Source organism: Bacillus cereus group sp. MG1 (genome assembly GCF_040460035.1).
Lineage (GTDB): Bacteria > Bacillota > Bacilli > Bacillales > Bacillaceae_G > Bacillus_A > Bacillus_A cereus.
The window spans coordinates 4,536,775-4,562,960 of the sequence record NZ_JARVGY010000001.1; the positions used below are offsets into that span (position 1 = coordinate 4,536,775).

Consider the following 26,186-nt stretch of genomic DNA (forward strand, 5'->3'; position numbering starts at 1 on the left):
TGTAATGAATGATTGGGAGAGGGTGGGATGATATGTTTTGTTATCAATGTGAACAAACGCCAGCAGGCGGATGTAAAGTAATGGGTGTGTGCGGCAAGAATGAAACGATTGCGAGTTTACAAGATACGATTGTGTTTGGGCTAAAAGGAATTGCAGCTTATCGCACACATGCTGCTCAGCTAGGATATACGGATGCATTTGTAGATGCTACAACACAAGAAGCTTTATATATGACATTAACAAATTCTAACTTTAACGAACAAGAGCATATTGATATGGCTATGAAAGTGGGGAAATCAGCTTTACGGGTGATGGAATTATTAGATGAGGCACATACGAATCATTTTGGTGTGCCAGAGCCTGTACAAATTACACAAAATCGTGTAGAAGGTAAAGCAATTGTAGTTACAGGTCATAATTTATTTGCACTAGAAGAACTATTAAAGCAAACAGAAGGAAAAGACATTAATATTTATACACATTCTGAAATGCTACCAGCACACGGATACCCGCAGCTGAAAAAATATAAACATTTAAAAGGAAACATCGGTAAGGCATGGTATGATCAAAGACGCCTTTTTGAAAAATTTACTGGTGCCATATTAGCTACAACGAACTGTGTTATGCCAATTAAAGGATCGTACTCTGATCGATTCTTTTCATATGACATTGCAGGTTTAGAAGGTGTACAAAAAATTGAAAATGATGATTTTACACCATTAATTCAAAAAGCACTAGAACTTCCAGAAGTACATATGGAGTCGGATGAACAGTTAGTGACAGGGTTTCATCATAATACAGTATTATCATTAGCTCCAGAAATTATTGATGCAGTAAAAGAGGGGAAAATAAAGCGTTTCTTTGTTATCGCCGGTTGTGATGCACCGGGAAAAGGCGGAGAATATTATCGTGAATTAGCAACGTCACTTCCGCCAGAAACGGTTATTTTAACAACTTCTTGCGGGAAATTCCGCTTTAATGATGTGGATTACGGTGTTGTACCTGGTACGGAAATTCCGCGTTACATTGATTTAGGACAGTGCAATAATTCAATTTCTACAGTGAAAATAGCGGCTGCTTTAGCTGATGCTTTCCAATGTGAAGTGAATGAATTGCCAGTAAGTATTGTGCTATCATGGTTTGAACAAAAAGCGGTTGCCATTTTACTCGGGCTATTTAGTCTTGGGATTCAAGATATTCGCATCGGTCCAAAGGCTCCTGAATTTATTTCACCTGGCGTGCTTGATGTATTACAAGAAACATTTGGTTTAAAACTAATTACAAATGTAGCAGAAGACATGGCTATGATGTTATCGTAACGGAAAAGATGTTTTCACTTAATTGTAGCTTTATAAATCATTTGTATGTATGTGAGTAAACGTACATACAAATGATTATTAATAAAGAAAATCTGCTATATCTATAAATTTTATAATTTTATAAAGCTTTTAAAGTGTAACACCACATGCCCATCACCTTAAGATTTTAAGTATCCCCAAAACGAAATTTCTACATGAATATCTATAATTTTACCTCTTTTTCATTTGATTTGAAAATAAGCTTTCTATTTTTAAAAACCAACGATACCACCTCAAATTATATGAATAAAATCCATTCATTTATTAGGAAAATGGATTGAAAATAATAAGGTAGACTAAAAAGTAAAATATTATTTATGATAATCATTTTTTTATAAAATTTAAATTGGAAATAGCCCTACTCATTTTGATTGCGCATTTTCAAAATGGAGGGGCTTTTCTTACTGTAAAATCAATAACTGCAGCTTATTTTGTTGAAAAAATTCTCATTCTTATTTTGAAAGTGATATGGGTACATTTACATGCACATCAATCTTTTATGATGAAGTGGCCCTTGAATATATTATTTTTTATTGACAGACATAAAAATGATTTATTTGCTATATTGATAATTTATAGACGTTATAATAAAATGTTTACGTATATGTAAACTTAATTTATTATTGTTTGGTTTTATTGTGAGGTTAGGCAGTGTTAATAACAATAAAATAATGAATATATCACCTGCAAAAAGAATGCAACCAATACGGAGAAGATGATTTCGTTAAAAATTCGAAAAATAAGCGTTATTAGCTCTTGAAGAAAAATGACTAGAAAAATTATAAGCATATGGAAAATAGGGTTATACAAAAAGTCCTAAAGGGGGACGGAATTATGGAGAAAAGAAAGTATTCAGTAACACCACAAGATCGAATGAATTATGTATTAGGTCTTTATTCTGCAGATCAACAAATTAATGCAGTTCTTTATTTTCCTGTAGGTATATCCAAGGAAATACTTGAAGAATCAGTAAGGATAACGTTGCAATTGCAACCAGTTTTGAACAGCCGGTTTGTAGAAAATGATATTCCTTACTGGGAGGAACATTCATCTGACACTAATTCATCTATTTGCTTTTTTGCAGAAGGAAATAATCAAGAACTTGAAATAATGGCAATAGATTTTATTAAGGAACCTGGTGATCGTATTCAGGGGCCTATGGTTCAAACGAAATTATTTCGGGGCACTACAACAGATATGTTAGTTGTGAAATTGTCTCATCTATGTTCAGATGGTGCAGGAGTCAAGGAATATATTAAATTGCTTGGAACGATATATACTCACCTTTCATTGGGACGGTCTAAGAAGCAAATTATAAAGGAATTTGATGAGGGAAATGAGAGTTGTCGAGATCAATTACATGTATTCAAATACGCTGGAATATCGGACATAAAAAGTGCGTATCGTCCTAACCAAGAACAACAGGCATCGTTATGGTCTTTTCCATCTCAACCTAACAAAAATAAATTTCCCCAAATGTCCGTACGGCGATTGAGCCATGAGCAAACTCTACGTTTAACCCAATGGACAAAAGCTCAACAGGCTACCTTGAATGATGTAATCATGACTGCATACTTCCGAGCTTTATCACATTTCACTGTGTATGCAGAACCGCGCACTGCAGAAAAAATGATTGGCTTGACAATTGATTTACGTCGATATCTGCCTAATAATACAACTGGTGCTATTTGCAATTTATCCGGTATGGAAATGCCAGTGATTAAAATGGAAGACGATGAAACATTTAAGCAGACTCTTGTTCGAGTTAAACAATCAATGGATAAAATAAAGTCTCAAAATCCAGGTCTTTCTTCAGCAGCAGGAATGGAGTTACTGGCAGAAATGAAGCTATCTACAGTGAAGGAAATGTTTAATCAGCAATATGAACAGGCTGTACAGATGGGAATGGCATTGCCGTTACTGACAAATTTGGGAGTAATCGCTGATGAATCTATTCAGTTTGGTGAAATTCAAGCTGAGGACGGGTATATGACATCACCTATTATGTATGCACCATTCTTTTCAATGGGAGCAAGCTCTTATAATGGAAGGCTTACATTTACGATCGGTTATCATGCGCCGGATACATCAAAAGAAAAGGTAGAAAAATTTTTAGATAGTGTTGCTAATCAACTATCAGAAATAAAATAAAAGAGAATATAGAGAACAGATTTCTAACAGAATTGTATTTTAGGGGCTCGTATCATGTACGGATAATCTCTGGAAATTTTCTCTGATCGCACTTGCCTTTATGCTTTATATGCAATGGGAATGGTAGTGAGAAACAATTTGTATCGTGAAAAAACAAGATATATCGGTATAAAAACAATAAAACAGAGCTGATTTAAATTACACTTTGAATCAGCTCTGTTTTACTAGTTTGATGGCCCTTACAACAAAAAAGGAGGCTGTATCCGGTTAGGGTAAAGCGGATTTTTAATTTTTTTGAAAATAAAGTTGACATCCACAACTACTTAGTCATACAATGTAGTTGTAATAAGTAATACTGAATAGTGTGGTTTTACTCAAAAGCTATTCAGTAAAAAATTCGCCTTAGTACTCTGTGATACTGAATATAAGTCAGACAGAATAGGGGGTAAAGGAGGATCAGGACATGGAAAATTTAACTGAAATGCTAAAAGGTTCACTGGAAGGGTGTGTACTGGAAATCATCAGTCGCCGTGAAACGTATGGCTATGAGATTACCCGCCATCTGAATGATCTTGGGTTTACCGAAGTTGTGGAAGGTACGGTGTATACCATCCTTGTACGATTAGAGAAGAAAAAGCTTGTGAATATTGAAAAGAAACCATCAGATATGGGACCGCCTCGTAAGTTTTATTCATTAAATGAAGAGGGCCGCCAAGAGCTTGAATTGTTTTGGAAAAAATGGGATTTTGTATCGTCAAAAATTAACGTCTTGAAGTCAAAATAGGTTCATAAGATAAAATGTTCCGGCCGATACTTTGGGAATTTCTTGTTCGGTTTTATAAAAAAGGAGGAAAATAAGATGTTAGAAATGTTTAAAAAGTTAATTGGTGATAAAAAAGAGTACAAAATGATGATGGCACGAGTTGAGGCTCTGCCAGAGGACTACCAATTTGTATTTAAGAAAATTCAAAACTACATGTGGAATTTCTCAGCGGGTAACGGGATGGATATGTTACACATACAGTATGAATTAATCGATTTGTTTGAAGCTGGTGCAGCAGAAGGAAGACAAGTGCTTGACATTACTGGGGATGACGTGGCTTCCTTTGCTGACGAACTAGTGGCAAATGCTAAAACTTACGTCTCCAAGTATCGTGAAGATTTGAATGAAAGTATTATGAAGAAATTGAGAAAAGAATAAATGGAATAAGTAATACCGACTGATTAGCTGGTTACACATATGAATTGCCACCATAGCTATTCAGTTATATTTTTAGCTCGGTACTAAGTGATACAGAATATCAGTGGTACTAAATAGATAGAGGTAAATAAATTATCTCCGCAAAACATTTTTATAGGGAGGAAAAAAGTATGAGTCATGCAGCGATTTCTATAAAAGGCTTGAAAAAATCCTTTAAAGACAAGGAAGTTTTAAAAGGAGTAGATTTTGAGGTGCAGCGTGGAGAAATTTTCGCGCTGCTAGGCTCAAATGGAGCGGGAAAGACGACAACGGTCAACATCCTTTCGACACTCATGAAGCAAGATAGTGGTGAAGTAAGTATTTGCGGATTTGATGTACAGCGTCAACCAAATCATGTTCGTCAAAGTATCAGTTTGACAGGGCAGTTCGCAGCTTTAGACGGTATGCTGACTGGGAGGGAAAACTTGATAATGATTGCTAGGCTACGTGGTGTTTCCAGTCCCGCTCAAGTTGCTGACAATCTACTTGCAAGATTTAGCCTGACTGATGCGGCAAACCAAAGGGCAGATCAGTATTCAGGCGGGATGAAGCGCCGGCTTGATATCGCGATGAGTTTGATTGGGGCGCCAGCAGTTATTTTTCTTGACGAACCAACGACTGGACTCGATCCTGAAGCGCGGATTGAAGTGTGGGATACAGTCAAGGAACTTGCTGATAGTGGTACAACTATTTTGCTTACGACTCAGTACTTGGAGGAAGCAGAACAACTGGCTGATCGTATCGCAATTTTGCATGGTGGAAAAATTATTACGACAGGTACTCTTACTGAACTGAAAGAGATGTTCCCACCGGCAAAAGTGGAGTATATCGAGAAGCAGCCTACATTGGAAGAAATATTCCTTGCGATCATTGGCAAAAAGGAGGAGATGTAAATGAAAAGCAAAACAGGGGTATTACTTGGGCGCTTAATGCGCAATATTATGCGTAGTCCAGATACAATTATTACGGTAGCGATTACACCGATTATGATGATGCTATTGTTTGTATACGTATTTGGTGGGGCTATACAGACAGGAACAGATAACTACGTCAATTATTTATTGCCGGGAATTTTGCTAATGGCTATCGCATCCGGTGTAGCTTACACTTCCGTGCGACTCTTTACGGATGTAAAGAGTGGGCTGATGGCACGTTTCATTACGATGCCTATTAAGCGTTCATCGATATTGTGGGCTCATGTTTTAACCTCTCTTGTTGCTAATGTACTTACTATCGTTGTAGTTATTCTTGTTGCGCTCTTAATGGGTTTCCGTTCCAGTGCGAATATTCTAGATTGGCTTGCAGTAGCTGGGATACTAGGAATGTTTACGTTAGCGCTAACATGGTTGGCTATCATTCCAGGGCTGACGGCAAAGTCTATGGAAGGGGCGACAGCCTACTCGTACCCACTAGTTTTTCTTCCATTTATTAGTTCAGCCTTCGTACCTACCGAAACGATGCCAAAAATTGTTCGTGTGTTTGCAGAGAATCAGCCTGTAACTTCAATCGTGAATGCGATTCGTGCTCTTTTATATGAAGGAACTGTTGGAAACGATATTTGGATTGCGCTCGCTTGGTGCGTCGGAATTATGGTTATTGCTTACTTCTTTGCTAGTAAAGCATTTAAACGTCAGCTAGGGTAAGAAACGAGATAAACGAAACCTTCAGGAATAATATATATTTAGAAAAGCACGGGAGATTTTCCGTGCTTTTATTATTTATCATGCTCTCATTGTAGTAAATGAAATGGTATTTAAAAATAGAATAATTGTCCAGTGATAAAGCTTAATATTTGAGGCTCACTGCTTATGGAATGTATAAGCACACTCGTTTTTGTAAATCTGCTAATACTTCATCGGGTATTTCTTTGATTTTAATATCCTTCCCTAGAAAAAGCAGCCAATTTATTATTTCCGTCACTTCATCGGGATTGTTAACATTGATAAAAGTTTTTAAAATGGCTGTGGATTGGTAAGGATTAGTATAAGATATTGAAATTTTTAAAGGATGGTATTTTTTGAACTGGGCAATTGCTGTCGGACCAAGTTCAAGTACAAGGTTAATTGCTTCAGCCTTCTTACTTAGTTTTTCTAAAATCTTTTTCTTATTGAGCCTTTTATTCGTCGTGTATGGTTCGATATTGATGAGATCATCGACAGGAAACATTAACTTCTTTTCTTCTTTTAAGTCAAATCCTTCAATAATCCAATGGCTTTTTTCTTGATAAAGGTGTAATAGATAAATTGGATAAGACTTAATTTCTTCATCTTTTTTAATGGTAATCAATAAATGGTTATCCAAAAGAAGGATTTGAATGAGTTTTTCTAACATAGGATGGGGGAGATCAGAAAGCTCAAGTAGATCGGGATTATGAGGATTAGTTCCTTGGAACAGCAAGAGTTGATTTAAAAGAACAAGGTCATCCTGCTGGGTTTCTGAGATGAGTCCTAGTAGTTTTTCGGCTAAAGATTGACGACTCTTTAGGTAGGGAAGTTGTTGATTCCTCGTAGCCATAAAGGCAATAAAAAGAGCTTTCACTTCATTATCAGTAAAGCGAACAACGGGCAGGATAGAATTATGCATAACAAAATATCCACCCGTTCTCCCAACTTCAGCGACAAGTGGCATTCCCATAGCTTCAATTTCTCTAATGTCTCTAATAGCTGTCGATCTTGATATGTTAAATTCTCGTATGATTTCAGAAATTGTAAAGTGGGAGCGGTTGTTGATATATCGCATAATTGTATTGATCCGTTCAACTTTTTTCATGTTGGTCTCCTAAACAGTATCATTTTTTGACATGGTTTAAAGATATTATAAACGTATCAGATGAAAAGATAAATCGTTTGATTAATAAAAAAAGAGGCAGGTTTTGCATATGAAAAATTATACTATAGAAGAAAAAGATAGCTTTATTGTGTTAGGTATTGGAACTGAAATTAAGAGTGAATATACAGACTTTGCTGGAATAAATAAAGAAAAGGAAGCCTTTTGGTCGGCTGTTAAAGAAGATGGAAGGCTGGACACTTTAAAAGCTTTAGCGACAAATGAATACATTTTTTCTGTGAGCGAAGCGGTGAATAACAAAATGATGTATTATGCGGGTGTCATGACAGAAGCACAAATAGAAGAAGAATCTAGAGTAATTCAGTTTCCGAGGGGAGAATACTTAGTAGTAAAAGGGGAAGACAAAACAGCTGAAGAGTTAAGTAATAAGTTGACTGGCATCGCCTTCGGTCAAGCTTTACCAGATGCAAATGAGTTTGCTTATGTTGGTGGACCAAATACGACGGTTGAGATGGGGAAAAGAAACGGCTTAGTGTTTGGTGAAATGTGGATTCCAGTTGTTAGGAAGTAAAGTGATAAAAGGTACGAATAGGGGAAGTAGAGGCTAACAATCTTGGATTGTTGGCCTTTTTAACATGAATATAATATTCATATGTCTATTGTATTTTTTGCGGCAAGATTAAATAGCTTTTTTGTTACTTTACAATAAAGTATACTTAATATCAGTAATTCATATAATTAGGAGTGGTTTCTATATTTAGAGAAAATACAAAAAGGATACTTCTGTCATTAGTAACAAATCCAATACTAATAATTGTATACGGGATCTTTTGCTATGAGTTGGCCTTATACTGTAAGTACGGAAGAATGAATTATAATATTTACATTTTGTTATTGTGTATAGTACTTTTTATATCCATAACTACATTTACTACAATGCGGGTGATAAAAAATAGAGAATATGAATCTAAAAAATTAACAAATTCAATAGCATGGAGATCCATTTCTATTATCATTATTGTTGCAATTACATCATTTTATGGGATGCAGATTTATAAAAGTGCAATAAATTACAATGGCAAATTGGCATGGTTTATAGAAAAGTTAAAACATGAAAGGTCAGTTAAACTTAAACATAATAATATATATAAATCTGGAGTAGAAGGTATTTTTGAAGATATAAATAAAAAATATCCTTTGCCAAAGAAATTGTATATGGCAACTGATTTTGATCTTACATTTCATTCAGATGGAACAATCACAGCGTTTGATACATTTGTTTATGGGAAAAATGTTGATGGGAAAGAAGAAACTTATTTAATCTCTTATAATAAGAAGAAATCAGAAGATATTACTATAATACGAGATGGATATGCAAAGCCTGATTATAATGATGATAAATTAGTAGAACCTTTAATTAAAACGGTTAAGGCGATCCCAGTTAAGCAAACGGTCAAAAAATGGAATGAAAGTAAGTATGGGTTGATTTATTATGGAAAAAGAAATTGGGGATCCAATACAGAGGGAATTATTAATATTACTGAGGATGGTAAGAGGCAGAGTGTTAAAGAAGCAGCTTCTGATATCATTGGATATACTGTATCTATATTTGTCCCTGGAAAAGAGAAAGAGCTAGTCCCTGCTAGATATAATTTAATAAGTGACGCAAGTTGGAGTAAATCAAAGACGCCTCCAAAAGAAGATATGCTTAAAGAGAAGGAACAACAAGATTTAAAGAATGAAAAAGAACAGTTTTTCCTATCGAAAGAAGTTGGTTATAAACTAAATATGACAGATAAAGCATTAGGGAGCGCTTTTTATTCATTAAGCAAGACTAGTGATGAAGGGAAAACATGGGAGGTTATCAATCCAGACCCATTTAATGGGGGGATTGGTAGTGTATCAGGAATCATTTTTATAAATGATAAACTTGGGTTTTTAGGAGCAATTAGGCCTTCTGGTAATGAAGGAGAGTTATATCGCACAGATGATGGGGGAGTATCTTTCAAAAAGGTAGAATATCCGCCGCATGAAGTGAAATTAGATCATACACAGTCCACAATAAGTCCTTTTGATTCTCCTAGTATGCCATATGAGAAAGATGGGGTTTTTAATATGTTAGTTGGACAAGGGGCAGATGGAGACTACAATGGCGATAGTAGTGCACTTTATCAATCAAAAGATAACGGAGAGACATGGGAATTTGTAGAAGAAGTGAAAAAGAAATAATCAGAATGTTTTTTTAAAAATAAGGTAACTACTCAGCTATACATTTCATGACGGACAGGAAGAATTTACGAGTGAAATAATTAAAGTTCTTTCTCATGCTGGAGATTGGTTAATATGGTCTACTATTCTTGCATCTTCCATCATGTATACTGTTACTTTATATAAGAATCATCCAGATATCAGAAAAATTATACATGCTCGTTTTGAAGAAATAAAGCAACGAATAAAATATTAATGTAACTAATAAAAAACGTTATTCTTTCTAGTAATTTTGCTTATTTAGAAAGAATAACGTTTTTATTTTTTAATACTCAAGTAATAGTTTACCTGCAGTTCCTATCATATAATTTATTGAATTTTAATATACGTTATGTATAACAGATATTTACCTTATAAAATAAGGGGGGCATATTATGACTGAGACAAACGAATCTTCAGGAGTCAATTTGAAAAAAGATGTGAAGTTTTCTATTATAATTTCTGCACACAATGAAGAAAAGTACATTAGAAAATGTTTAGATTCAATTGCAAAGGCATCAGAGGCATATAAAGAGCAAACGGAAGTTATAGTTGTTTTAAATCGTTGCACAGATAAAACAGAGGAAATAGCAAAGTCTTATAACTGTATTACATTAAAAAATAACGATAAAAACTTATCCAAAATCCGAAATGCAGGAGCCCAAATAGCTAGTGGAGAAATAATCATTACTATAGACGCTGATACCCAAATGACAGAGTCTATGTTGTCTAATGTAGATAAACATCTAGCTTCAGGCAAATACATTGGTGGTGGGGTAACTGGAAAGTTTGAAAGAATGTCCTTAGGAATATTCGTTTCCGCAATGTTAATAATAATTCCCTTACTTTTTAAGTATGGAGCTATATCTGTAGGGATTTTTTGGTGCTATAGAAAAGACTTTATGGCAATCAACGGATTTAATGAAAACATGCTTATGGCAGAAGATGCTGATTTTGCCAAACGGTTAAAAAAATGGGGAAAGCGAAATAATAAGAAATTCGGTACAATTAAAAATGGAATGATGACTTCATGCAGAAGATTTGATACATATGGAGACTGGACTTTACTTAAAAATCCAAAAGTAATTTTAGCTTATCTAAAAGGAAATGATAGAAAATACGCAGATAAGACATATTATGATAACCAAGAAAGATAAAAATGGAGAAAACCGGTAGAAAATAGTTAGTGCTTTTTTAGATATAATGAGAATCCAACTTAATTTAATAGATATTATAAGAAAACCATCAATTTGATTACCCTTTTTCAAATTGATGGTTTTTATTTTTGAAATAAATATGTATTTTTTTATGAAAATATTTTTTGACCCCCATAAAACTTTGTACTCCTCCGAATATGTATAGTGAAAAAAATAAATAGAAGAAAAATGACTATGAAAGAATATAGAAGTATTAATAAAATTACTAGATTAAGTGGCATCCAAAATGGAAGGATGAAATTACCAATTATATAGAGAAGAGTTATTCAAGGATTGCAGATAAAATAGAAAGAGAATAAGCAAAACGAACGGTAGAAAATAAGAAAGTAGATAAAAATACAAACTTAACTTTAGTGCCGAGAGAAAAGGAAAATTATTAAGAAAACGTTGGGAAAAGTTAGACTCGAAAAATATAACTAACAGCAAGAAAACAAGACCGAAGAAAAGTACCAAGAAAATCTGGTTAAATGGTCACTTGTGTAGTGGCCATTTTGCTATTTGAAGGAGGCTGGGAGATTACAAGTGTTGAGTTTAGTAATGAAGATCTTAAGAAAACCGAAAATAGAAGATATCGTATGTAACATACAAAACAACGAAGAAGACAAAGAAGCGTTTATCGTACAGTATCAGCCTTTTATTAGAAAATCAATCTCATCTGTCTGCCGTCGATATATTACAGAACAGGATGATGAATATAGCATTGGATTGTTTGCTTTTAACGAAGCAATTGAACAGTATTCCTATACAAAAGGAAAATCCTTTTTAGCGTTTGCTGATCTTCTTATAAAAAGAGATGTAATTGACTATATACGTAAGGAGTCTAAACATAACTTTGTCTTTTTAAAAGAAGATGAGCAAGAGGAAATGTTAGAAATGCAAGTGTCGCTTACGGAGTATATGAAAGAGATGGAAAATAGTAACCGTAAGGAGGAAATTCTTCATTTTCAAAGTGTGCTAGCTGAGTTTAAAATCACATTCTCAGAGCTTGCTAAAGAATCTCCTAAGCATCGTGATACACGTGAGCACTTAATAGAAATTGTGAAAATAATTATAAAAGAAGAGGAAATGATGGAAGAGCTGTTCCGAAAGAAAAAGTTACCGCTTAAACAGATTGAACCGCGTGTTAGGGTAAGTCGTAAAACGTTGGAACGACATAGAAAATACATTATTGCAATGTGTATTATTTTTGCAAACAACTATACATATATTCTGGATTACATAAGAGGGGAAAAGCATGATGAATAAAGGAATTGTGATGGATATAAAAAAGCATAGCGTAGTTGTTTTAACACCAAATGGAGAGTTTATTACGTGTAAAAGAAGAGGGGATTCTTGCATAATCGGGGAGGAAATCTCGTTTGATGAGCAAGAACAAAAAGCATCGCATTTTTCGATTCCTTCCTTTTTAAAGCCTGCATCAATACTTGTTGCTTGTTTTCTATTTGCAGTGCTGTTTTTCTACAACCAACCAGAAGAAAAAGTATTTGCTTACGTCTCAGTTGATATAAATCCAAGTTTAGAGGTGAGCGTAACAAAGGATTTTCGTGTTATAGATTTGCAGGCTTGTAATGATGATGGAAGGCGTATTTTAAAAGAATTGAAGCAATGGAAAAATAAACAATTACAAGAAGTAATACGTACTATTATAAAGCAAAGTCAAGAGGATAAGTATTTAACGAATGATAAGCAAGTTATGCTAACAGCTGTTGCAAAGGACAAGGCACTAGAACCACTTTTGGAAAAGGCAATGAAAGAATTAAAGAAAGAATATGAGCTAAAACATATTACAGTTGAATATCAAAGTAGCACAATGCAAATACGAGAGAATGCTAGAAAAGCTGGAATTGGCACAGGTGTTTATATAAAGCAAGAGAATGAGAAGAACAAATCACTTACGCCTCCTGTCACCCCGTCTAATCCGGTGGAAAACGAAGAAGAGGTGCAATCACACCCGGAGTCATCTCCTGATGCAACACTCGATTTGTCTCCTGTAAAAGAAAAAAAATATGAAAAGCAAGAGCAGAAAGAACAAAAGAAAACAGAGGAACAGCCATCGAAGCAAATAAAAGAAAACAATGGAAGAGGATCTCAGCAAGAAAATAGAGGGAATCAACAGGAGAATAACAGTAGAGAAGCTCAACAAGGAAATAATGGGAATCAGCAAGGGAACAACGGAAGAGGATCTCAACAAGGGAATAATGGAAATGGGAAAGGGAACAACGGAAGAGGATCTCAACAGGGGAATAATGGAAATGGGAAAGAGAACAACGGAAGAGGATCTCAACAGGGAAATAACGGAAACGAGCAAGGGAACAATGGAAGAGGATCTCAACAAGGAAATAATGGAAACGAGCAAGGGAACAATGGAAATGAGCAAGAGAACAATGGAAGAGGGTCTCAACAAGGGAATAATGGAAATGGGCAAGGGAACAATGGAAGAAATCCTCAACAAGGAAATAATGGGAATCAGCAAGGGAACAATGGAAGAGGATCTCAACAAGGGAATAATGGAAATGGGCAAGGGAACAATGGAAGAGGATCCCAGAAAGAAAATGACGGAAACGAGCAAGGGAACAATGGTAGGGGGTCTCAACAAGAAAATAGGGGCCACCAGCAAGGGAATGAAAAGAAGAATCAATAGAATATGGAAGTGAGAGATTCACTTCAAAGCTAAAAGGATTTATTCCGCTATTTGCTGGGCAGCCCGATTGGTGAGGGCTGATGATTAGTGGGGGGGTGAACAAAACCCCCACTGATTAAAGTTGCACTTTAATATTCTATAGTTCTATTAAGAAGGAGTATGTGAAAAATATAATGGAGAAAAACATTCAACAAGAGAAAGATAAAGAAAAACCTGTTTTTTATGATCCGAAAGGAAGGAGAAACATAGCCTTTATTTGGTTTCTATGTATCTCAATAGTTAGTGTAAGTGTTGTATTTTATTTTTTCTTTCAAAGTATTTTTTCAACACCAGAAATTCCAAATATGAATACCGCTGTACAACAAGATACTAAACTTGTACCAATTAATCAAAAACTTAGTGATCAGCAGTTAAAGGAGGAAGCATTTAACCCAAATACCGAAACGAAGGATAATAAAAATTTGGTGAATCCGCCGAAGGATAGTAAACATCCTAAAGAAGTGTATGGTTTTTATGTAAACTGGGATGAAAATAGTACCGCTTCTTTAAAAGAAAATATCGATTCATTAACTACGTTAGTACCAGAGTGGTATCATTTAAAAGCAGATTTAACGATTAGAAGTGAGATAAAACCTGAGATAGTAAAGTTGGCAGAAAAAAATCAAGTGAAGATTATGCCTTTGCTTACTAACTATACTGAGGAAGCTTCTGGTCCTGATAGTGGGCTAATTCATAAGTTACTGAGTTCCTCAAACGATGTAAAGACAAAGTTTATTAATGATTTAGTAATCCAAGTTAAAAAAAATCAGTTTTCAGGTATTAATATTGACTTTGAGGCCGTACCTGAAAGTGATAGAGAAAACTTAACAAATTTTATGAAAGAACTTACTACGGAATTTCATGAACATGATTTGCTCGTTACACAAGATGTTCCAGCTAATGATAAGGCTTTTGATTATAGTGCGTTAGCAAAAATAATAGATCGAATGATTGTAATGATGTACGATGAGCACTATGGAGCCGGGGAACCAGGACCAATTGCTTCAAATAAATGGTTCCAACATACATTGAAAGAACTGAATATTCCGTCTGATAAACTTGTAGTTGCTTTCGGTAACTATGGATATGATTGGGAAGTAAATAGTAAAGAAGCTGCAAAGTCTATGACTTTCTCAGAAGTTATGGCAATGGCTCATGATTCAAATATAAAAATTCAATGGGATAAGGTGAGTGGAAATCCGTATTTTAGATATAAAACAGGAGAGAAAGAACATACTGCTTGGTTCTTAGACGGTGTTACTCTTTATAATCAAGTGAAAATCGCAATGGACAATCATGCAAAGGGGTTTGCGCTATGGAGATTAGGAGCAGAAGATCCTACAATATGGAAAGTTTTAAAAAATCCTATTGAGGTACAAAAAAATCCTAATGTATTACATAAAATCAGTAGTTTAGATGAAGTGAATTATTCTGGACAAGGTGAAATTTTACAGATTGAGAATGAAAGAAAAAATGGATTGAGAGATTTTAAAGTAGGCAAAGATGATTATATTACAGATGAAGTATATCAATCCTTACCATCTGCATATGAAGTGCAACGATATGGAAAACCAAATGGGAAACAAGTAGTATTAACATTTGATGATGGACCAGACCCGAAATATACGCCAGAAATATTAGATATATTAAAAGAGAATCAAATAAAAGCTGCTTTTTTTGTACTTGGTGAAAACGCGCAACTAAATACTAGTATTGTAAAAAGAATATACGATGAAGGGCATGAAATTGGCAATCATACTTTCAAGCATCCTAACATAGCAGATACGTCTTTACTACGAACGAAAGTAGAACTTAATACGACGCAACGTTTAATTCAGGAAGTAACTGGACATTCTACGGTTTTATTTAGACCGCCATATGAAGCGGATGCTAACCCGGATTCATCAAATGAAATATTGCCTATTTTACGTGCGCAAAATATGAACTATACAATGGTAGCGGAAAAAGTTGATCCCGAAGACTGGGCAATACCATCAACAAATGAATTAGTAAAGCGTGCTCTTAATCCCATTTATAAGGGAGAGGGAAATATTATTCTTCTCCATGATGCGGGAGGGAACCGTACACATACAGTAGAGGCGCTCCCAATCATTATTAAAGACCTAAAAAAGCATGGATATAGTTTTGTAACAATTTCAGATTTAATGAATAAAGAACGAGATGAAATCATGCCTCCTGTTTCTTCTGAGGGGAAGCAATATTTACTTTACAATAAAGCTGTCTTTTCAGGGGCAGGATACTTTAAGCATATATAGACAACTATTTTTTATATTGCTATTGGATTAGGGATTTTTCGATTTTTATTCTTAATTTATTTTGCATGGAAGCAGAAAAGAAAAACGTTATCTCGCTATATTAATTCGTCCTATCAACCTTTTGTTAGTGTTGTCATGGCAGCATATAATGAAGAAAAGGTGATAGCCAAGACAATTCACTCAATTTTGGATAGTAATTATAGAGAATTTGAAGTTATTGTTGTGGATGACGGATCGACAGATGGTACGTCAAAAGTAATGAAAGAAACATTTTATAAACACCCTAAAGTTCGTTTCATTCAGAAAGAAAACGGCGGGAAATCATCGGCAATGAACCTAGGGTTTCAACAATCGCGAGGAGAAATCATTGTCACTTTAGATGCGGATACTATTATTGCGCAAGACGCCATTTCTCTAATGGTTAGACACTTTGAAGATCAGAATGTAGCTGCAGTTTCAGGTAATGTCAAAGTGGGGAATAGACGGAATTTGTTAACTACTTGGCAACATGTTGAGTACATTACAGGGTTTAATTTAGAACGTAGAGCTTTTGATGAGTTAAATTGTATTACAGTAGTTCCAGGAGCTATTGGGGCGTGGCGCAAAAAGAATGTAGTTGAATCTGGATATTTAAGCGAAGATACGTTAGCAGAAGATACGGATCTTACTATTACATTTTTACGTCAAGGGCATAGAATTGTATATGAAGAAAAAGCGCATGCTTTTACGGAATCACCTGAAGATGTGAAAAGTCTCATTAAACAGCGGTATCGTTGGTCATATGGTACACTTCAATGTCTTTGGAAACATCGAAAAGCGTTATGTAATCCAAAGCATAAAACATTAGGATTTATTGCACTGCCTAATATGTGGTTATTCCAATATGTGCTGCAATTCATTGCTCCTTTTGCAGATATATTAATGATTATAGGACTATTTAGTAGTAATCCGCTAAAAGTTTTAGGATTTTATCTTGTTTTCTTTTTAATGGATCTTCTCGCTTCTCTGTTCGCATTTAAATTAGAGGAAGAGAACCCAAAACCATTGGCATGGTTAATTTTACAACGTTTTATTTATCGCCAATTTATGACTTATGTTGTCATTAAATCTATATTCTCATCGCTTCGAGGAGTAGCGGTAGGGTGGAATAAACTAAAGAGACTGGGGAGTGTTAAACATTCCACGGAACATAAGGAGGCATCATAAAAGAGCAGACTATCTGCTCTTTTTTTCATTGGTTTTAGTTAGTTGAATGTAGAGTTGTAGTATAAAAACTGCTGCTTCTATAATGAGATTCCTATTCATCATTAATGGTGAGACATTATGTTAAGCTAATCCTTTAGTTTCGGATTAAAGTTTTTTTATATTTTTTTAAAATGACGGACACAAAAACGCATATACCTCCGAATTATATATATGGATAACATAAATATGTATATAAAAGGGGAGAAATAAGATGAAAGAAAAAAAGAAATGTTTCAAGAAATCGCTGAGGTGTTAAAGGTATTGGCGCATCCAGTTCGTCTATCTTTAGTAAAAATAATGCTTGCAAAAGGTCCTACTAATGTAACAACAATGTATGGAGATTTACAAATGCCTCAAAGTACAATTAGTCAACATTTATCTAAACTAAAAGCTGCTAAAATGGTTACAGGTACTCGGAAAGGATTAGAAATTTATTATGAGGTAACTGACAATCGCACAAAATCAATATTAGCATGTTTAGTTTAAATGATGATTTCTATTTCAAAATAAAAAGCGCTATTCTTTTCTATGATTTTACAGAGAGAATAGCGTTTTTTATTTTTAAGGAGTATCTTTTTATATGCCTATAGAACGGAGTGAAAGGTTTATGGGTTTAAATGTACCTACTATTACCTTAGGTTCTAATGCGTCTAATAATGAAAAAATTCTCGGTTTAGGGGTGCTTCTTTATAGCTTACGTACAATTGAGATTAGAAAAAGTAGAGCGAGCGTTTAATGAGGCGGAAGTAGTGTTTATATGTGAAACTTTATAGAAATCTCATTTTTCTAATTGTATCTTTTTAGATTGATGGATGTGGGGTCACGTCCATCAATCTAAGAAAACAAGTTAGCTAAAAAATGATGAAAATAAACTTTATAGAAATAAAAAATATGAACGTAGAGGATTAAACAAAGTATATAGTGCTTTTTTAGTCATGTAATCTTTTAATCTGATGATCTTTTCCCCATTCAAACAGATTATCCATTATTTGCATTAAAGATTTTCCATATTCACTTAGTGTGTACTCAACCTTTGGTGGAACTTCTTGATATACGGTACGATAGATAATCCCATCAGCTTCAAGTTGCCGAAGTTGTTGTGTAAGAACCTTTTGTGTAATGTTTGGGATTTCTCGTTTAATTTCATTTGTTCGCATTTTTCCATCCGACAAAATACATAAAATATGAACTTTCCATTTTCCACCGATTACATCGAGTGTTGTTGCAATTGGGCAATTATCATTTTGATTCATATAACACCTCCACAGGTACTTTAAGGTTCCTATAGCACTTTAAAGTACGTACTTTTCAATTATATGTGACTCATTCATACTAATACGTAAAGGGTTGAATAATTTATAAAGGGGATGAAAAAAGATGAAAACACTTGTAATTGTAGCACATCCTGATATTGAAAAATCAAAAATTAATAAAAGATGGATTGAAGAACTTGAGAAATATTCGGATGAAATTACGGTGCATGAATTGTATAAAGTGGCACCGAATTGGGAGTTTGATATTGAAGAAGAGCAAAAGTTATTAGTAGAACATGACAGATATATATTTCAATTTCCGCTTTACTGGTACAGTTCACCACCATTATTAAAAAAATGGTTCGATGATGTATTAACATATGGATTTGCGTACGGATCTAAAGGAGATAAAGTGAAGGGGAAAGAATTTGGTGTGGCTATTTCTATAGGTGGATTAGAAAAAGACTATGAAAATAGTGGAATTACAATGGATGAGTTGACGAAACCATTCCAAGCTACATGCTTATACACAGGTATGGAATTTATACCTTCCTTTTATTTATATGGTGCAGAATATAAACTAAGTGATGAAGAGATTGATAAAAGTGCACCTGAGTATGTGCAATATGTGATGAACAAGAAGTATTCTAATATATAATGGATATTTTATATTCTTTTTATATTCACTAAGTGTAATCTTTAGTAAATTAATAGTTAATCTGGTAAAATAAAAAACCTAACATATATAAAGGGGAGTTTTACTTGAGAACGATGCGACAATTATTACAAAAGAGAGCAATGCAATCACCAAATTTGGAAGCGCTTGTAGGGGGGAAGAAAAGATATTCGTTTCAGCAATATAATGAACGAGTAAATCAGTTTGCACATTATTTGTTATATAATGGTGTGCAAAGAGGAGATCGTATAGGAATACTATGCAAAAATAATCACCCATTTCCAAGCGTTATGATGGCAAGTTTAAAAATTGGAGCGGTATTTATTCCGCTAAATCATCAGCTGACTGTTTATGAATTAGAAACGATTGTAAAAGAAGCGAAATTAAAAGTGTTAGTTATTGATGAAGAATTTAATGAAGTGTTATTAAAGGTTGATGCTGTTAAAGAAATTCCTTATGTAATTCAAACAACAAAAGAAGGCTTTGGTTCATTTGAATTAGAGTTGCAAAAACAGCCAACGACAGAACCGAACGTAGAAGTTCATGAAGAAGACGATGCCATTTACTTGTTTACATCAGGAACGACTGGACAGGCAAAAGCATGTGTAATTGGACATAAAAACTTACATCATTATTTTGCTGAAATTGCGGGACAAAGAGAAATCCCAGCAGGTGAACGCTTTTTATCTGTGCATCCATTGTTTCATATGAGTGGCGTGCTTTCTATTTTAAATTGTATTTATCATGGCGTTACGATGATCTTCTTAGCTGATTCGAATCCTGCTCTTATTTGGGATAAGATTGAAGAAGAGAAAATTACTACGATGCTTGCTTTCCCAGCTGTTTATAGTTACATGCTTGATGAACTAAATAAAAAAGAACGTAACATTTCAACCTTTAAAGTAGCACAAAGCGGTGGTACAAAAGTGCCAGAAACACTCATTCAAAAATATATGGAAAAAGGCATATATATGGTGCAAGGCTATGGTAGTACAGAAGGTTGGGTTGTAACCTCATGGCATCCAATGATGGGAAAAGAAAAGATGTCTTCTGTAGGAAAGACCTTGAAAAATGTAGAGGTGAAAATTGTTCACCCGGAAACAGGACATGAACTAACAACAAATGAAGTTGGAGAGATTCATGTGAAAAGTCCATACATGTTTAAAGGATATTGGAATAATGAAAAGGCAACAAAGAAGGTAGTAAAAGATAACTGGTTTAACATGGGCGATGCTGGCATGATAGATGATGATGGATTCCTGCATATTATGGGAAGATATAAAGACGTTATTATACGCGGTGGTGACAACGTATATCCAGATCAAGTAGAAGATGTTATTCATGAAATACATGGTGTTTTAGAAGTTGCAGTAGTTGGAGTTCCAGATGACTTTTGGGGAGAGGTTCCAAGAGCTTACATTGTGAAGGATGGCGAAACAACATTAACAGAAGAAAGTATTCTTCAGTATTGTAAAGAGAAGTTAGCAAGTTACAAAATTCCAGAAGTGGTATTCTTAGAAGAGTTACCGAAAAATGCTTTAGGAAAAGTGTTGAAGAGGGAATTAAGAGAAAATGTACTTGTAAAATAAAAAACATTAGATAATGAGGAATCCAGTTATGTACAAAGCATAACTGGATTTTTTGTTTATGGTTCTGTTAGTAGATATCATAAAGATTTTAAAAATTTTGTGTTTTTGGTGTAATATTGAAAATAAAGGGATCTAACTAATTTCAGTACAAGGGGGAGAAAAGATGGCTATAAAATTAGAAACTGAGCATTTATGTATAGAACCTTTTACCAATGATGATGTTTTTAGAATTAAAGAATTGGCTAATGACAAGGAATTAGCTAATATTCTTGGGCTTCCGCATCCATATAAACTGGAGTTCGCGCAAGATTGGGTTGATATGCAACCAGAACTTATTAGGAAAGGAATCGAATATCCTTTAGGAATTGTCTCTAAAGAATCAAGAGAAATTGTAGGTACAATTACACTAAGAATTGACAAGGGTAACAATAGAGGTGAACTTGGTTATTGGATTGGTAAGAATTATTGGGGAAAGGGTTTTGCAACTGAGGCTGTAAACAGAATGATTCAATTTGGCTTTATCGAATTAGGTCTAAACAAAATTTGGGCATCTGCCATTTCCAGAAATAGATCGTCGATTAAAGTATTAGAGAAGTCGGGTTTACGTAAAGAAGGCACATTGAGACAAAATAGACGTTTATTAAATACATATGAAGATGTTGATGTTTATGGAATATTAAAGACAGAATACAACGTTTTAAATTACAGATAAGTTTGGTAGTGTGATGACAAAAGGAAATCCTTTAGAACAGGGTTTCCTTTTGTATTTTAATAGAAGCATGTTTATCAAAAACATAATAATTTACTAGATTTTGTATTTTGTGTAAGATAATAAAGAATATTCAAATATTAATCAAGGGAAGAGATGTAAATGAAGCTGCCGCTATTACAGATAGAGACAGAGAGACTCATGATCCGTCCGTTCCAAAATGATGATTATGAAAGTTGGTTAGATGGATTTAATAAGAGGCTGCCATCTCAGTATAAATACGACGATGGTTATCAAGTTATGGCATCATCAACAAAAGAATGGTTCACGGAATGGATTAGAGGATTTGATGAAGCAGCACATCGAGATGAGATGTATGTATTAGGTATTTTTCGTAAAGAAGATGGGGCTAATATTGGAAAGCTAGAGCTAATAAAAATTTTACGTATGGACTATCAATGGGCGATGATGGGATACTCCATACATAATCAATATTGGAGAAATGGATATGGTGTTGAAAGTGTGAAAGCTGCGTTACCGTTATTTTTTAGTAGCCTTGATTTTCATAGAATCGAATTACATATACGTGTTGATAATGAGCCATCGGTTCGTCTTGCGGAAAGAGCAGGCTTTTCATTTGAATGCAAGAGAAAGGCGTTTTCATTAGAGAATGGTAAGTGGATGGATTTTCTTATTTATTTTAAAAATAAGGAGATGAGTATATGAGAGTGGTTATTACGGATAGAAATTGTAGATTGGAGGTGCAGTGGTGAAGTACGATCTTACAGTCATCAAAAACTTATTTGGCCCTTCTAAAAAAATATTAAATGGCTTACCAAAGGCAGTAACGATTGAAGAAATAGAAGAAGATGTTTTGTATAACGTACAAACATATAAAGAAAAGATAAGTAGATTGGAAGAGGTTTGTTCTAATTGGGAGTTAAAAAGAGCGAGTATTGTATTAAACAAAAGGTTTAGTAGTTATAACTCAAGTGTGAAAGTGTTACTTGATGCCGGTTTTTCTTTGTATGCCGCAAAGATAGAAGTATGTAGAGAATTGAATAATGTAGAAAAGCTTGAAAGACAATATACATATCGATCAATAGCAGAAGGAACGTTATCGGAAAAAGAATTTAAATATATTTGGGAACAATGTATGTCGGGTTCAGGGAATCAAACTTCAATTTTAACTATCAATGAACATTTTTATTCAGTGCAAACAGAGTTAGGTACGGGCTGGGAAAAGTCATGTATTGTTTTTTATGATAAAAATGAGCCGATTGGTATGTCCATACCGCATATAGAAACTGGAACAGAAAGTGAAGGACGGTTATTTTATTTTGGGGTAATGCCTTATTATCGGGGGAAAGGAATTGCTTCCCATATGCATTTTCAATCGTTGCATATGTTAAAGGAAATAGGGGCTACTTATTACATTGGAAGCACACATACTTCAAATGAAAAGATGCAGAGGATATTTTGGAGAAATAATTGTTCGTTGAAAACGGAGATAGAGCTGTATTATAAAATCTTTAAAGAAGGTTAGGAGAAAAGAAAATGAAGACTATAAATGTATTTCATTACGACGCATTTACGAATAAACCAAATAAGGGAAATCCAGCAGGTATTGTATTAGAAGCAGATGGATTAACGGAAGAGGAAATGCAAATTATTGCTGAAAAAGTTGGATATAACGAAATAACTTTTGTTCTTTCCACAGAAGTAGGAGATATAAGAATGCGCTATTTTACACCTGGTTTTGAAATGGATTTATGTGGTCATGGGACAGTAGGGACGATATTTGCCTTGCGCGAAAAAGGTTTATTAGAAGAGAAAAGTAACCTTACGATTGAAACGAAGGCTGGGATTTTACCGATACAAATAGGTGTAAATGAAAATGGAGAAACCTTTATTAAAATGAGACAGGCAGCACCTCAGTTTAAAGAATTTACAGGTTCAACAGAAGAATTAGCTCATAGTATCGGTTTAGAAGTAAATGATTTAGATGTAAGTTTACCGATTGTATATGGAAGTACCGGTAATTGGACTGTAATTGTACCGATTAAAAATCTTAATGCATGTGAGAGAATGAAACCTAATAATGCTGCATTTCCATCAGTATTAAAAGAAATACCTAATGCTTCTATTCACCCAATTTGTCTAGAAACTTATGATGAACTAGCACAAATGCACGGCCGTCATTTTTCATCAGCTTACGCTGGGACGATTGAAGATCCAGTGACAGGAACAGCTTCAGGTGTAATGGGAGCGTATTATGTGGAGTATTTAGAGAAAGGTTTTGAACATGAATTGGGTTTAATCGTTGAGCAAGGACAGGAAATAAATAAAGATGGTCGTGTAACTGTTTATGTAACGAAAGGGATAGAAAACGAAAAGTTACAAATAGATATTGCTGGAACAGCGGTGTATGTGAAAGAGTTTGAAGTTTCAATATAAAGTGGAACTTTAATCAGTGGGGTCTTACTGCCCGGTGAATAGCGGGATAAAAAGAAAGCCCGGAATACATCCGGACTTTCATTATCTGTTCAATACTTCAATGTACGAAGCATTTCCAGTTGTTCTTAAAGCGGAGCGGAAATTATTATTTTCTAACGCCTTAGCAACTTGTTGTAACTGCTGTGCATCATCATGATGAATAAGTAAGCTGTCAGCACCGCTTTCCTCTATATGAATGTGTTCGACATTTCCGATTGCATCATGTACAGCTTTTAAAAATTCAGGTTTCATATTGTCCTCCTATATGTATGTAACGTTGTAATTTAGTATTTCCTTATTTATGAAATATAAAAGTAAATGAAAGGAGAAATAAAAATGAATATAAAGCAATTTAATGAACATATAACATCACTATTTGGAGAGCATCTTCATAAATATGGCGATGATGAATATGGTTTTACTTATATAAGTAAAGATGAATTTCACAAAATCGGTTACACAACAAATTTAACGTTAGAAACTATTGAAGAAGCGTATCGAAATGGAGTCGATATGATAGTTACACATCATGCGCCGTGGAGTTTTTTATTTGGTATGGAAGAGGCATGTATTGAGAAATTGAAGCAATATGAAATGAATCATTTTTGGATTCATTTGCCGTTAGATTTTGTAAAGTTTGGCACGTGTACATCGTTATTTAACGAAATTAGGATAGATACAATACTGGAATATTCAACCTATGAGGAAGAAGAACTACCAGGAATAGGAGAATATAAAGAAGCCATTCCTTTTTCAAACTTAGTTGGAAAACTTGAAGAAAAAATGGAAGAGAAAGTGAAGAGCTGGAGAAATCACGATAAACCAGTAAAACGGATTGCAATCTTAACCGGTGCAGGAAATAATACAAATTTGATTGAACGTGCATTAGAAAAAGGATGTGACACGTACATAACAGGTGAAAAAACATTATATACAGTGCAACATGCGAAATTTAAAGGAATTAATTTAATTGTAGGTAGTCATACGTTTACAGAAGTGTTTGGTGTAGAAAGTTTGGCTCATAAATTACAAGACAGAGACCCTGCAATAGAAATTATTAGAGTATATGAAGAGCATTTAGAGTGATAAAATCACGTTATCATAAATGGAATATTGAAGAAAGTCATTGTAATAAAATAAAATTGTTGTTTGTTATATCAGGGCGATTGAAAGGATTTTACTTTTGTTTGTCAAATGATAGTAAAGTTGTCTTTTGAATTAAGGAAATATTCGGAGTTGAAGGGTGAGAGAATGGACATTTCAATAATCACTGCACAACTAGTTAAGGAAAAAGTTATTTCACATTATCCAAATAGCGTAAAAGCATTAAACGGGGGAACGACAAGTACTATATATTTGTTAGATGAACAATACGTTATAAAGTTGAATGAATCGGATGTCATACGTGAAGAAGCTTATTTTCTTCAGTTTTATAAAAAGGACGAATTATTTCCAAAGCTTTTATATAAGGAACCTTTAAATCGCTATATTGTTTACTCATTCCTTGAGGGCACAACTTCTTGCAAACTAGGCCATAAACGGAGTGTTCTTAGTAAACTTGTAAAGGAAGTTATCAATAAGTATGAAGTAGCTACAGAGGTTGATGGCTGGGGATGGAAAGAAAGCCCAGTTCAATCTTGGAATGAATTTTTAACGACAAATGTGATGGAAGCTCATGAAAATGTAAGACGTTACATAAGTGAGGAAGAGTATAGAACGGTTTTTAAGTTAGCAAATAGTCCAAGTAGGGGGACTGGAATAAATCAGCCATTTTTATTGCATGGTGATCTTGGATTTCATAATTTTATATTTCAAGAGAATAAACTGCACGGTGTAATTGATCCTTTACCAGTGTTAGGAGATCCTATATATGATTTAATTTATGCGTTCTGTTCAACCCCGGAAGATTTAACAAAAGAAACAATCGATTATGCGATGAAACAATGTGTATTTCATAAAAAAGACCGTGATTTATATGAAGAAATAGTCATAGGATTATATTTGCGTATAGATACGTGTTTACGGCACCACCCGAAAGATTTAGAAGATTATTTAGCAGCTTGGCGTTATTGGATGGGTGAGGTTGAGGTGACTTTATAGCACAAATATTTTTGGGGAGATAGTGAGATGAATGTTGCAGAAGCGAAAAAGGATTTACTGTAATTCCATTGTCAGTTACAGTTGTTTATTTACTTACTTTTATAAGTTTATTAATTGAAAATAAAAAAGTAGATTATTATCAACAAAAATCAGTTTAATAAA

General features: G+C 34.2%; 24 protein-coding genes and 3 pseudogenes. 24 read left to right on the top strand and 3 right to left on the bottom strand.

All coding sequences use genetic code 11. The annotated features are described in order from the left end of the window. Positions 1–32 precede the first annotated feature (32 nt). The 6 genes from hcp (at position 33) to QCI79_RS23725 (ending at position 6,392) form a co-directional block, all read left to right on the top strand. On the top strand, positions 33–1,319 hold the full coding sequence (hcp, locus tag QCI79_RS23700; RefSeq protein WP_002101147.1) for a hydroxylamine reductase: 1,287 nt from the start codon (positions 33–35) through the stop codon (positions 1,317–1,319). 873 nt (positions 1,320–2,192) lie between these two features. Continuing rightward, a complete protein-coding gene (locus QCI79_RS23705; RefSeq protein ID WP_021728187.1) occupies positions 2,193–3,509 on the top strand; it encodes a condensation domain-containing protein in 1,317 nt (438 codons plus the stop codon). Between the two features lie 463 nt (positions 3,510–3,972). Next, complete coding sequence (locus QCI79_RS23710; RefSeq protein ID WP_000429488.1) at positions 3,973–4,293, top strand: PadR family transcriptional regulator; 321 nt, start codon at positions 3,973–3,975, stop codon at positions 4,291–4,293. Positions 4,294–4,368: 75 nt separating this feature from the next. Then, on the top strand, positions 4,369–4,710 hold the full coding sequence (locus tag QCI79_RS23715) for a DUF1048 domain-containing protein (RefSeq protein WP_021728186.1): 342 nt from the start codon (positions 4,369–4,371) through the stop codon (positions 4,708–4,710). Between the two features lie 170 nt (positions 4,711–4,880). Next, positions 4,881–5,642, top strand: coding sequence for an ABC transporter ATP-binding protein (locus QCI79_RS23720; protein WP_000017469.1), 762 nt, complete (start codon positions 4,881–4,883; stop codon positions 5,640–5,642). Further along, complete coding sequence (locus tag QCI79_RS23725) at positions 5,643–6,392, top strand: ABC transporter permease (protein ID WP_000837827.1); 750 nt, start codon at positions 5,643–5,645, stop codon at positions 6,390–6,392. It begins immediately after the preceding gene. A gap of 163 nt (positions 6,393–6,555) precedes the next feature. On the opposite strand, the gene QCI79_RS23730 is transcribed toward QCI79_RS23725, so the two are convergent. Continuing rightward, positions 6,556–7,518, bottom strand: a complete 963-nt coding sequence (locus tag QCI79_RS23730) for a helix-turn-helix transcriptional regulator (protein WP_000755059.1) — start codon at positions 7,516–7,518, stop codon at positions 6,556–6,558. A 109-nt stretch (positions 7,519–7,627) separates the two neighbouring features. Here QCI79_RS23730 and QCI79_RS23735 point away from each other — a divergent pair, with 109 nt between their 5' ends. The 9 genes and pseudogenes from QCI79_RS23735 to QCI79_RS23775 all read left to right on the top strand — a co-directional run bounded on the left by QCI79_RS23735 (position 7,628) and on the right by QCI79_RS23775 (position 17,937). Continuing rightward, the gene (locus tag QCI79_RS23735; RefSeq protein ID WP_000801032.1) at positions 7,628–8,107 is read left to right on the top strand and encodes a GyrI-like domain-containing protein; all 480 of its coding nucleotides are present in this window, start codon (positions 7,628–7,630) and stop codon (positions 8,105–8,107) included. 173 nt (positions 8,108–8,280) lie between these two features. Then, positions 8,281–9,765, top strand: coding sequence for a WD40/YVTN/BNR-like repeat-containing protein (locus tag QCI79_RS23740; RefSeq protein ID WP_023901655.1), 1,485 nt, complete (start codon positions 8,281–8,283; stop codon positions 9,763–9,765). Between the two features lie 40 nt (positions 9,766–9,805). Then, a pseudogene (locus tag QCI79_RS23745) lies at positions 9,806–10,000 on the top strand (hypothetical protein); the annotation flags it as partial. A 178-nt stretch (positions 10,001–10,178) separates the two neighbouring features. Then, entirely contained in the window at positions 10,179–10,940 is a 762-nt protein-coding gene (locus QCI79_RS23750) for a glycosyltransferase (RefSeq protein ID WP_021728185.1), read from the top strand. 582 nt (positions 10,941–11,522) lie between these two features. Beyond that, a complete protein-coding gene (gene sigI / locus QCI79_RS23755; protein ID WP_002101143.1) occupies positions 11,523–12,245 on the top strand; it encodes an RNA polymerase sigma factor SigI in 723 nt (240 codons plus the stop codon). Beyond that, a complete protein-coding gene (locus QCI79_RS23760; protein ID WP_023901433.1) occupies positions 12,235–13,641 on the top strand; it encodes an anti-sigma factor domain-containing protein in 1,407 nt (468 codons plus the stop codon). Before sigI ends, QCI79_RS23760 begins: the two co-directional genes overlap by 11 nt. Before the next feature lie 173 nt (positions 13,642–13,814). Further along, positions 13,815–17,162, top strand: a pseudogene (locus QCI79_RS23765) (trifunctional glycoside hydrolase family 18/polysaccharide deacetylase/glycosyltransferase family 2 protein). 267 nt (positions 17,163–17,429) lie between these two features. Beyond that, the gene (locus QCI79_RS23770; protein WP_000485077.1) at positions 17,430–17,687 is read left to right on the top strand and encodes an ArsR/SmtB family transcription factor; all 258 of its coding nucleotides are present in this window, start codon (positions 17,430–17,432) and stop codon (positions 17,685–17,687) included. A 94-nt stretch (positions 17,688–17,781) separates the two neighbouring features. After that, positions 17,782–17,937 (top strand): hypothetical protein, encoded by a 156-nt coding sequence (locus QCI79_RS23775; RefSeq protein ID WP_002101139.1) that lies wholly within the window; start codon positions 17,782–17,784, stop codon positions 17,935–17,937. A gap of 193 nt (positions 17,938–18,130) precedes the next feature. Here QCI79_RS23775 and QCI79_RS23780 read toward each other — a convergent pair whose 3' ends face one another. Beyond that, positions 18,131–18,454, bottom strand: a complete 324-nt coding sequence (locus QCI79_RS23780; RefSeq protein ID WP_001072981.1) for a winged helix-turn-helix transcriptional regulator — start codon at positions 18,452–18,454, stop codon at positions 18,131–18,133. A gap of 124 nt (positions 18,455–18,578) precedes the next feature. Between QCI79_RS23780 and QCI79_RS23785 the strand changes: the two genes are divergently transcribed. The 6 genes from QCI79_RS23785 to QCI79_RS23810 all read left to right on the top strand — a co-directional run bounded on the left by QCI79_RS23785 (position 18,579) and on the right by QCI79_RS23810 (position 23,885). Next, positions 18,579–19,112, top strand: a complete 534-nt coding sequence (locus QCI79_RS23785) for an NAD(P)H-dependent oxidoreductase (protein ID WP_000855228.1) — start codon at positions 18,579–18,581, stop codon at positions 19,110–19,112. A 113-nt stretch (positions 19,113–19,225) separates the two neighbouring features. After that, positions 19,226–20,719 (top strand): class I adenylate-forming enzyme family protein, encoded by a 1,494-nt coding sequence (locus QCI79_RS23790; protein WP_003284924.1) that lies wholly within the window; start codon positions 19,226–19,228, stop codon positions 20,717–20,719. Between the two features lie 163 nt (positions 20,720–20,882). Beyond that, positions 20,883–21,431, top strand: coding sequence for a GNAT family N-acetyltransferase (locus tag QCI79_RS23795; RefSeq protein WP_021728183.1), 549 nt, complete (start codon positions 20,883–20,885; stop codon positions 21,429–21,431). A gap of 159 nt (positions 21,432–21,590) precedes the next feature. Further along, positions 21,591–22,154, top strand: a complete 564-nt coding sequence (locus tag QCI79_RS23800; protein ID WP_000775353.1) for a GNAT family N-acetyltransferase — start codon at positions 21,591–21,593, stop codon at positions 22,152–22,154. 43 nt (positions 22,155–22,197) lie between these two features. After that, entirely contained in the window at positions 22,198–22,974 is a 777-nt protein-coding gene (locus QCI79_RS23805) for a GNAT family N-acetyltransferase (protein ID WP_023901436.1), read from the top strand. Positions 22,975–22,985: 11 nt separating this feature from the next. Further along, a complete protein-coding gene (locus QCI79_RS23810) occupies positions 22,986–23,885 on the top strand; it encodes a PhzF family phenazine biosynthesis isomerase (protein ID WP_000849314.1) in 900 nt (299 codons plus the stop codon). A gap of 81 nt (positions 23,886–23,966) precedes the next feature. On the opposite strand, the gene QCI79_RS23815 is transcribed toward QCI79_RS23810, so the two are convergent. Next, entirely contained in the window at positions 23,967–24,176 is a 210-nt protein-coding gene (locus QCI79_RS23815; RefSeq protein WP_000801651.1) for a hypothetical protein, read from the bottom strand. A gap of 84 nt (positions 24,177–24,260) precedes the next feature. Here QCI79_RS23815 and QCI79_RS23820 point away from each other — a divergent pair, with 84 nt between their 5' ends. From QCI79_RS23820 to QCI79_RS35055, 3 genes and pseudogenes are all read left to right on the top strand, one after another. Continuing rightward, a complete protein-coding gene (locus QCI79_RS23820) occupies positions 24,261–25,010 on the top strand; it encodes a Nif3-like dinuclear metal center hexameric protein (RefSeq protein WP_001022449.1) in 750 nt (249 codons plus the stop codon). 165 nt (positions 25,011–25,175) lie between these two features. Then, on the top strand, positions 25,176–26,024 hold the full coding sequence (locus QCI79_RS23825) for an aminoglycoside phosphotransferase family protein (protein ID WP_000355251.1): 849 nt from the start codon (positions 25,176–25,178) through the stop codon (positions 26,022–26,024). A 41-nt stretch (positions 26,025–26,065) separates the two neighbouring features. After that, positions 26,066–26,182, top strand: a pseudogene (locus QCI79_RS35055) (DUF7010 family protein); the annotation flags it as partial. Positions 26,183–26,186 lie beyond the last annotated feature (4 nt).

Bases quoted from the DNA above. Each gene is read 5' to 3' on its own strand.
- hcp (WP_002101147.1), top strand. From the start codon at position 33: ATGTTTTGTTATCAATGTGAACAAACGCCAGCAGGCGGATGTAAAGTA.
- QCI79_RS23705 (WP_021728187.1), top strand. From the start codon at position 2,193: ATGGAGAAAAGAAAGTATTCAGTAACACCACAAGATCGAATGAATTAT.
- QCI79_RS23710 (WP_000429488.1), top strand. From the start codon at position 3,973: ATGGAAAATTTAACTGAAATGCTAAAAGGTTCACTGGAAGGGTGTGTA.
- QCI79_RS23715 (WP_021728186.1), top strand. From the start codon at position 4,369: ATGTTAGAAATGTTTAAAAAGTTAATTGGTGATAAAAAAGAGTACAAA.
- QCI79_RS23720 (WP_000017469.1), top strand. From the start codon at position 4,881: ATGAGTCATGCAGCGATTTCTATAAAAGGCTTGAAAAAATCCTTTAAA.
- QCI79_RS23725 (WP_000837827.1), top strand. From the start codon at position 5,643: ATGAAAAGCAAAACAGGGGTATTACTTGGGCGCTTAATGCGCAATATT.
- QCI79_RS23730 (WP_000755059.1), bottom strand. From the start codon at position 7,518: ATGAAAAAAGTTGAACGGATCAATACAATTATGCGATATATCAACAAC.
- QCI79_RS23735 (WP_000801032.1), top strand. From the start codon at position 7,628: ATGAAAAATTATACTATAGAAGAAAAAGATAGCTTTATTGTGTTAGGT.
- QCI79_RS23750 (WP_021728185.1), top strand. From the start codon at position 10,179: ATGACTGAGACAAACGAATCTTCAGGAGTCAATTTGAAAAAAGATGTG.
- QCI79_RS23760 (WP_023901433.1), top strand. From the start codon at position 12,235: ATGATGAATAAAGGAATTGTGATGGATATAAAAAAGCATAGCGTAGTT.
- QCI79_RS23770 (WP_000485077.1), top strand. From the start codon at position 17,430: ATGTTTCAAGAAATCGCTGAGGTGTTAAAGGTATTGGCGCATCCAGTT.
- QCI79_RS23775 (WP_002101139.1), top strand. From the start codon at position 17,782: ATGCCTATAGAACGGAGTGAAAGGTTTATGGGTTTAAATGTACCTACT.
- QCI79_RS23780 (WP_001072981.1), bottom strand. From the start codon at position 18,454: ATGAATCAAAATGATAATTGCCCAATTGCAACAACACTCGATGTAATC.
- QCI79_RS23785 (WP_000855228.1), top strand. From the start codon at position 18,579: ATGAAAACACTTGTAATTGTAGCACATCCTGATATTGAAAAATCAAAA.
- QCI79_RS23790 (WP_003284924.1), top strand. From the start codon at position 19,226: ATGCGACAATTATTACAAAAGAGAGCAATGCAATCACCAAATTTGGAA.
- QCI79_RS23795 (WP_021728183.1), top strand. From the start codon at position 20,883: ATGGCTATAAAATTAGAAACTGAGCATTTATGTATAGAACCTTTTACC.
- QCI79_RS23800 (WP_000775353.1), top strand. From the start codon at position 21,591: ATGAAGCTGCCGCTATTACAGATAGAGACAGAGAGACTCATGATCCGT.
- QCI79_RS23810 (WP_000849314.1), top strand. From the start codon at position 22,986: ATGAAGACTATAAATGTATTTCATTACGACGCATTTACGAATAAACCA.
- QCI79_RS23815 (WP_000801651.1), bottom strand. From the start codon at position 24,176: ATGAAACCTGAATTTTTAAAAGCTGTACATGATGCAATCGGAAATGTC.
- QCI79_RS23820 (WP_001022449.1), top strand. From the start codon at position 24,261: ATGAATATAAAGCAATTTAATGAACATATAACATCACTATTTGGAGAG.
- QCI79_RS23825 (WP_000355251.1), top strand. From the start codon at position 25,176: ATGGACATTTCAATAATCACTGCACAACTAGTTAAGGAAAAAGTTATT.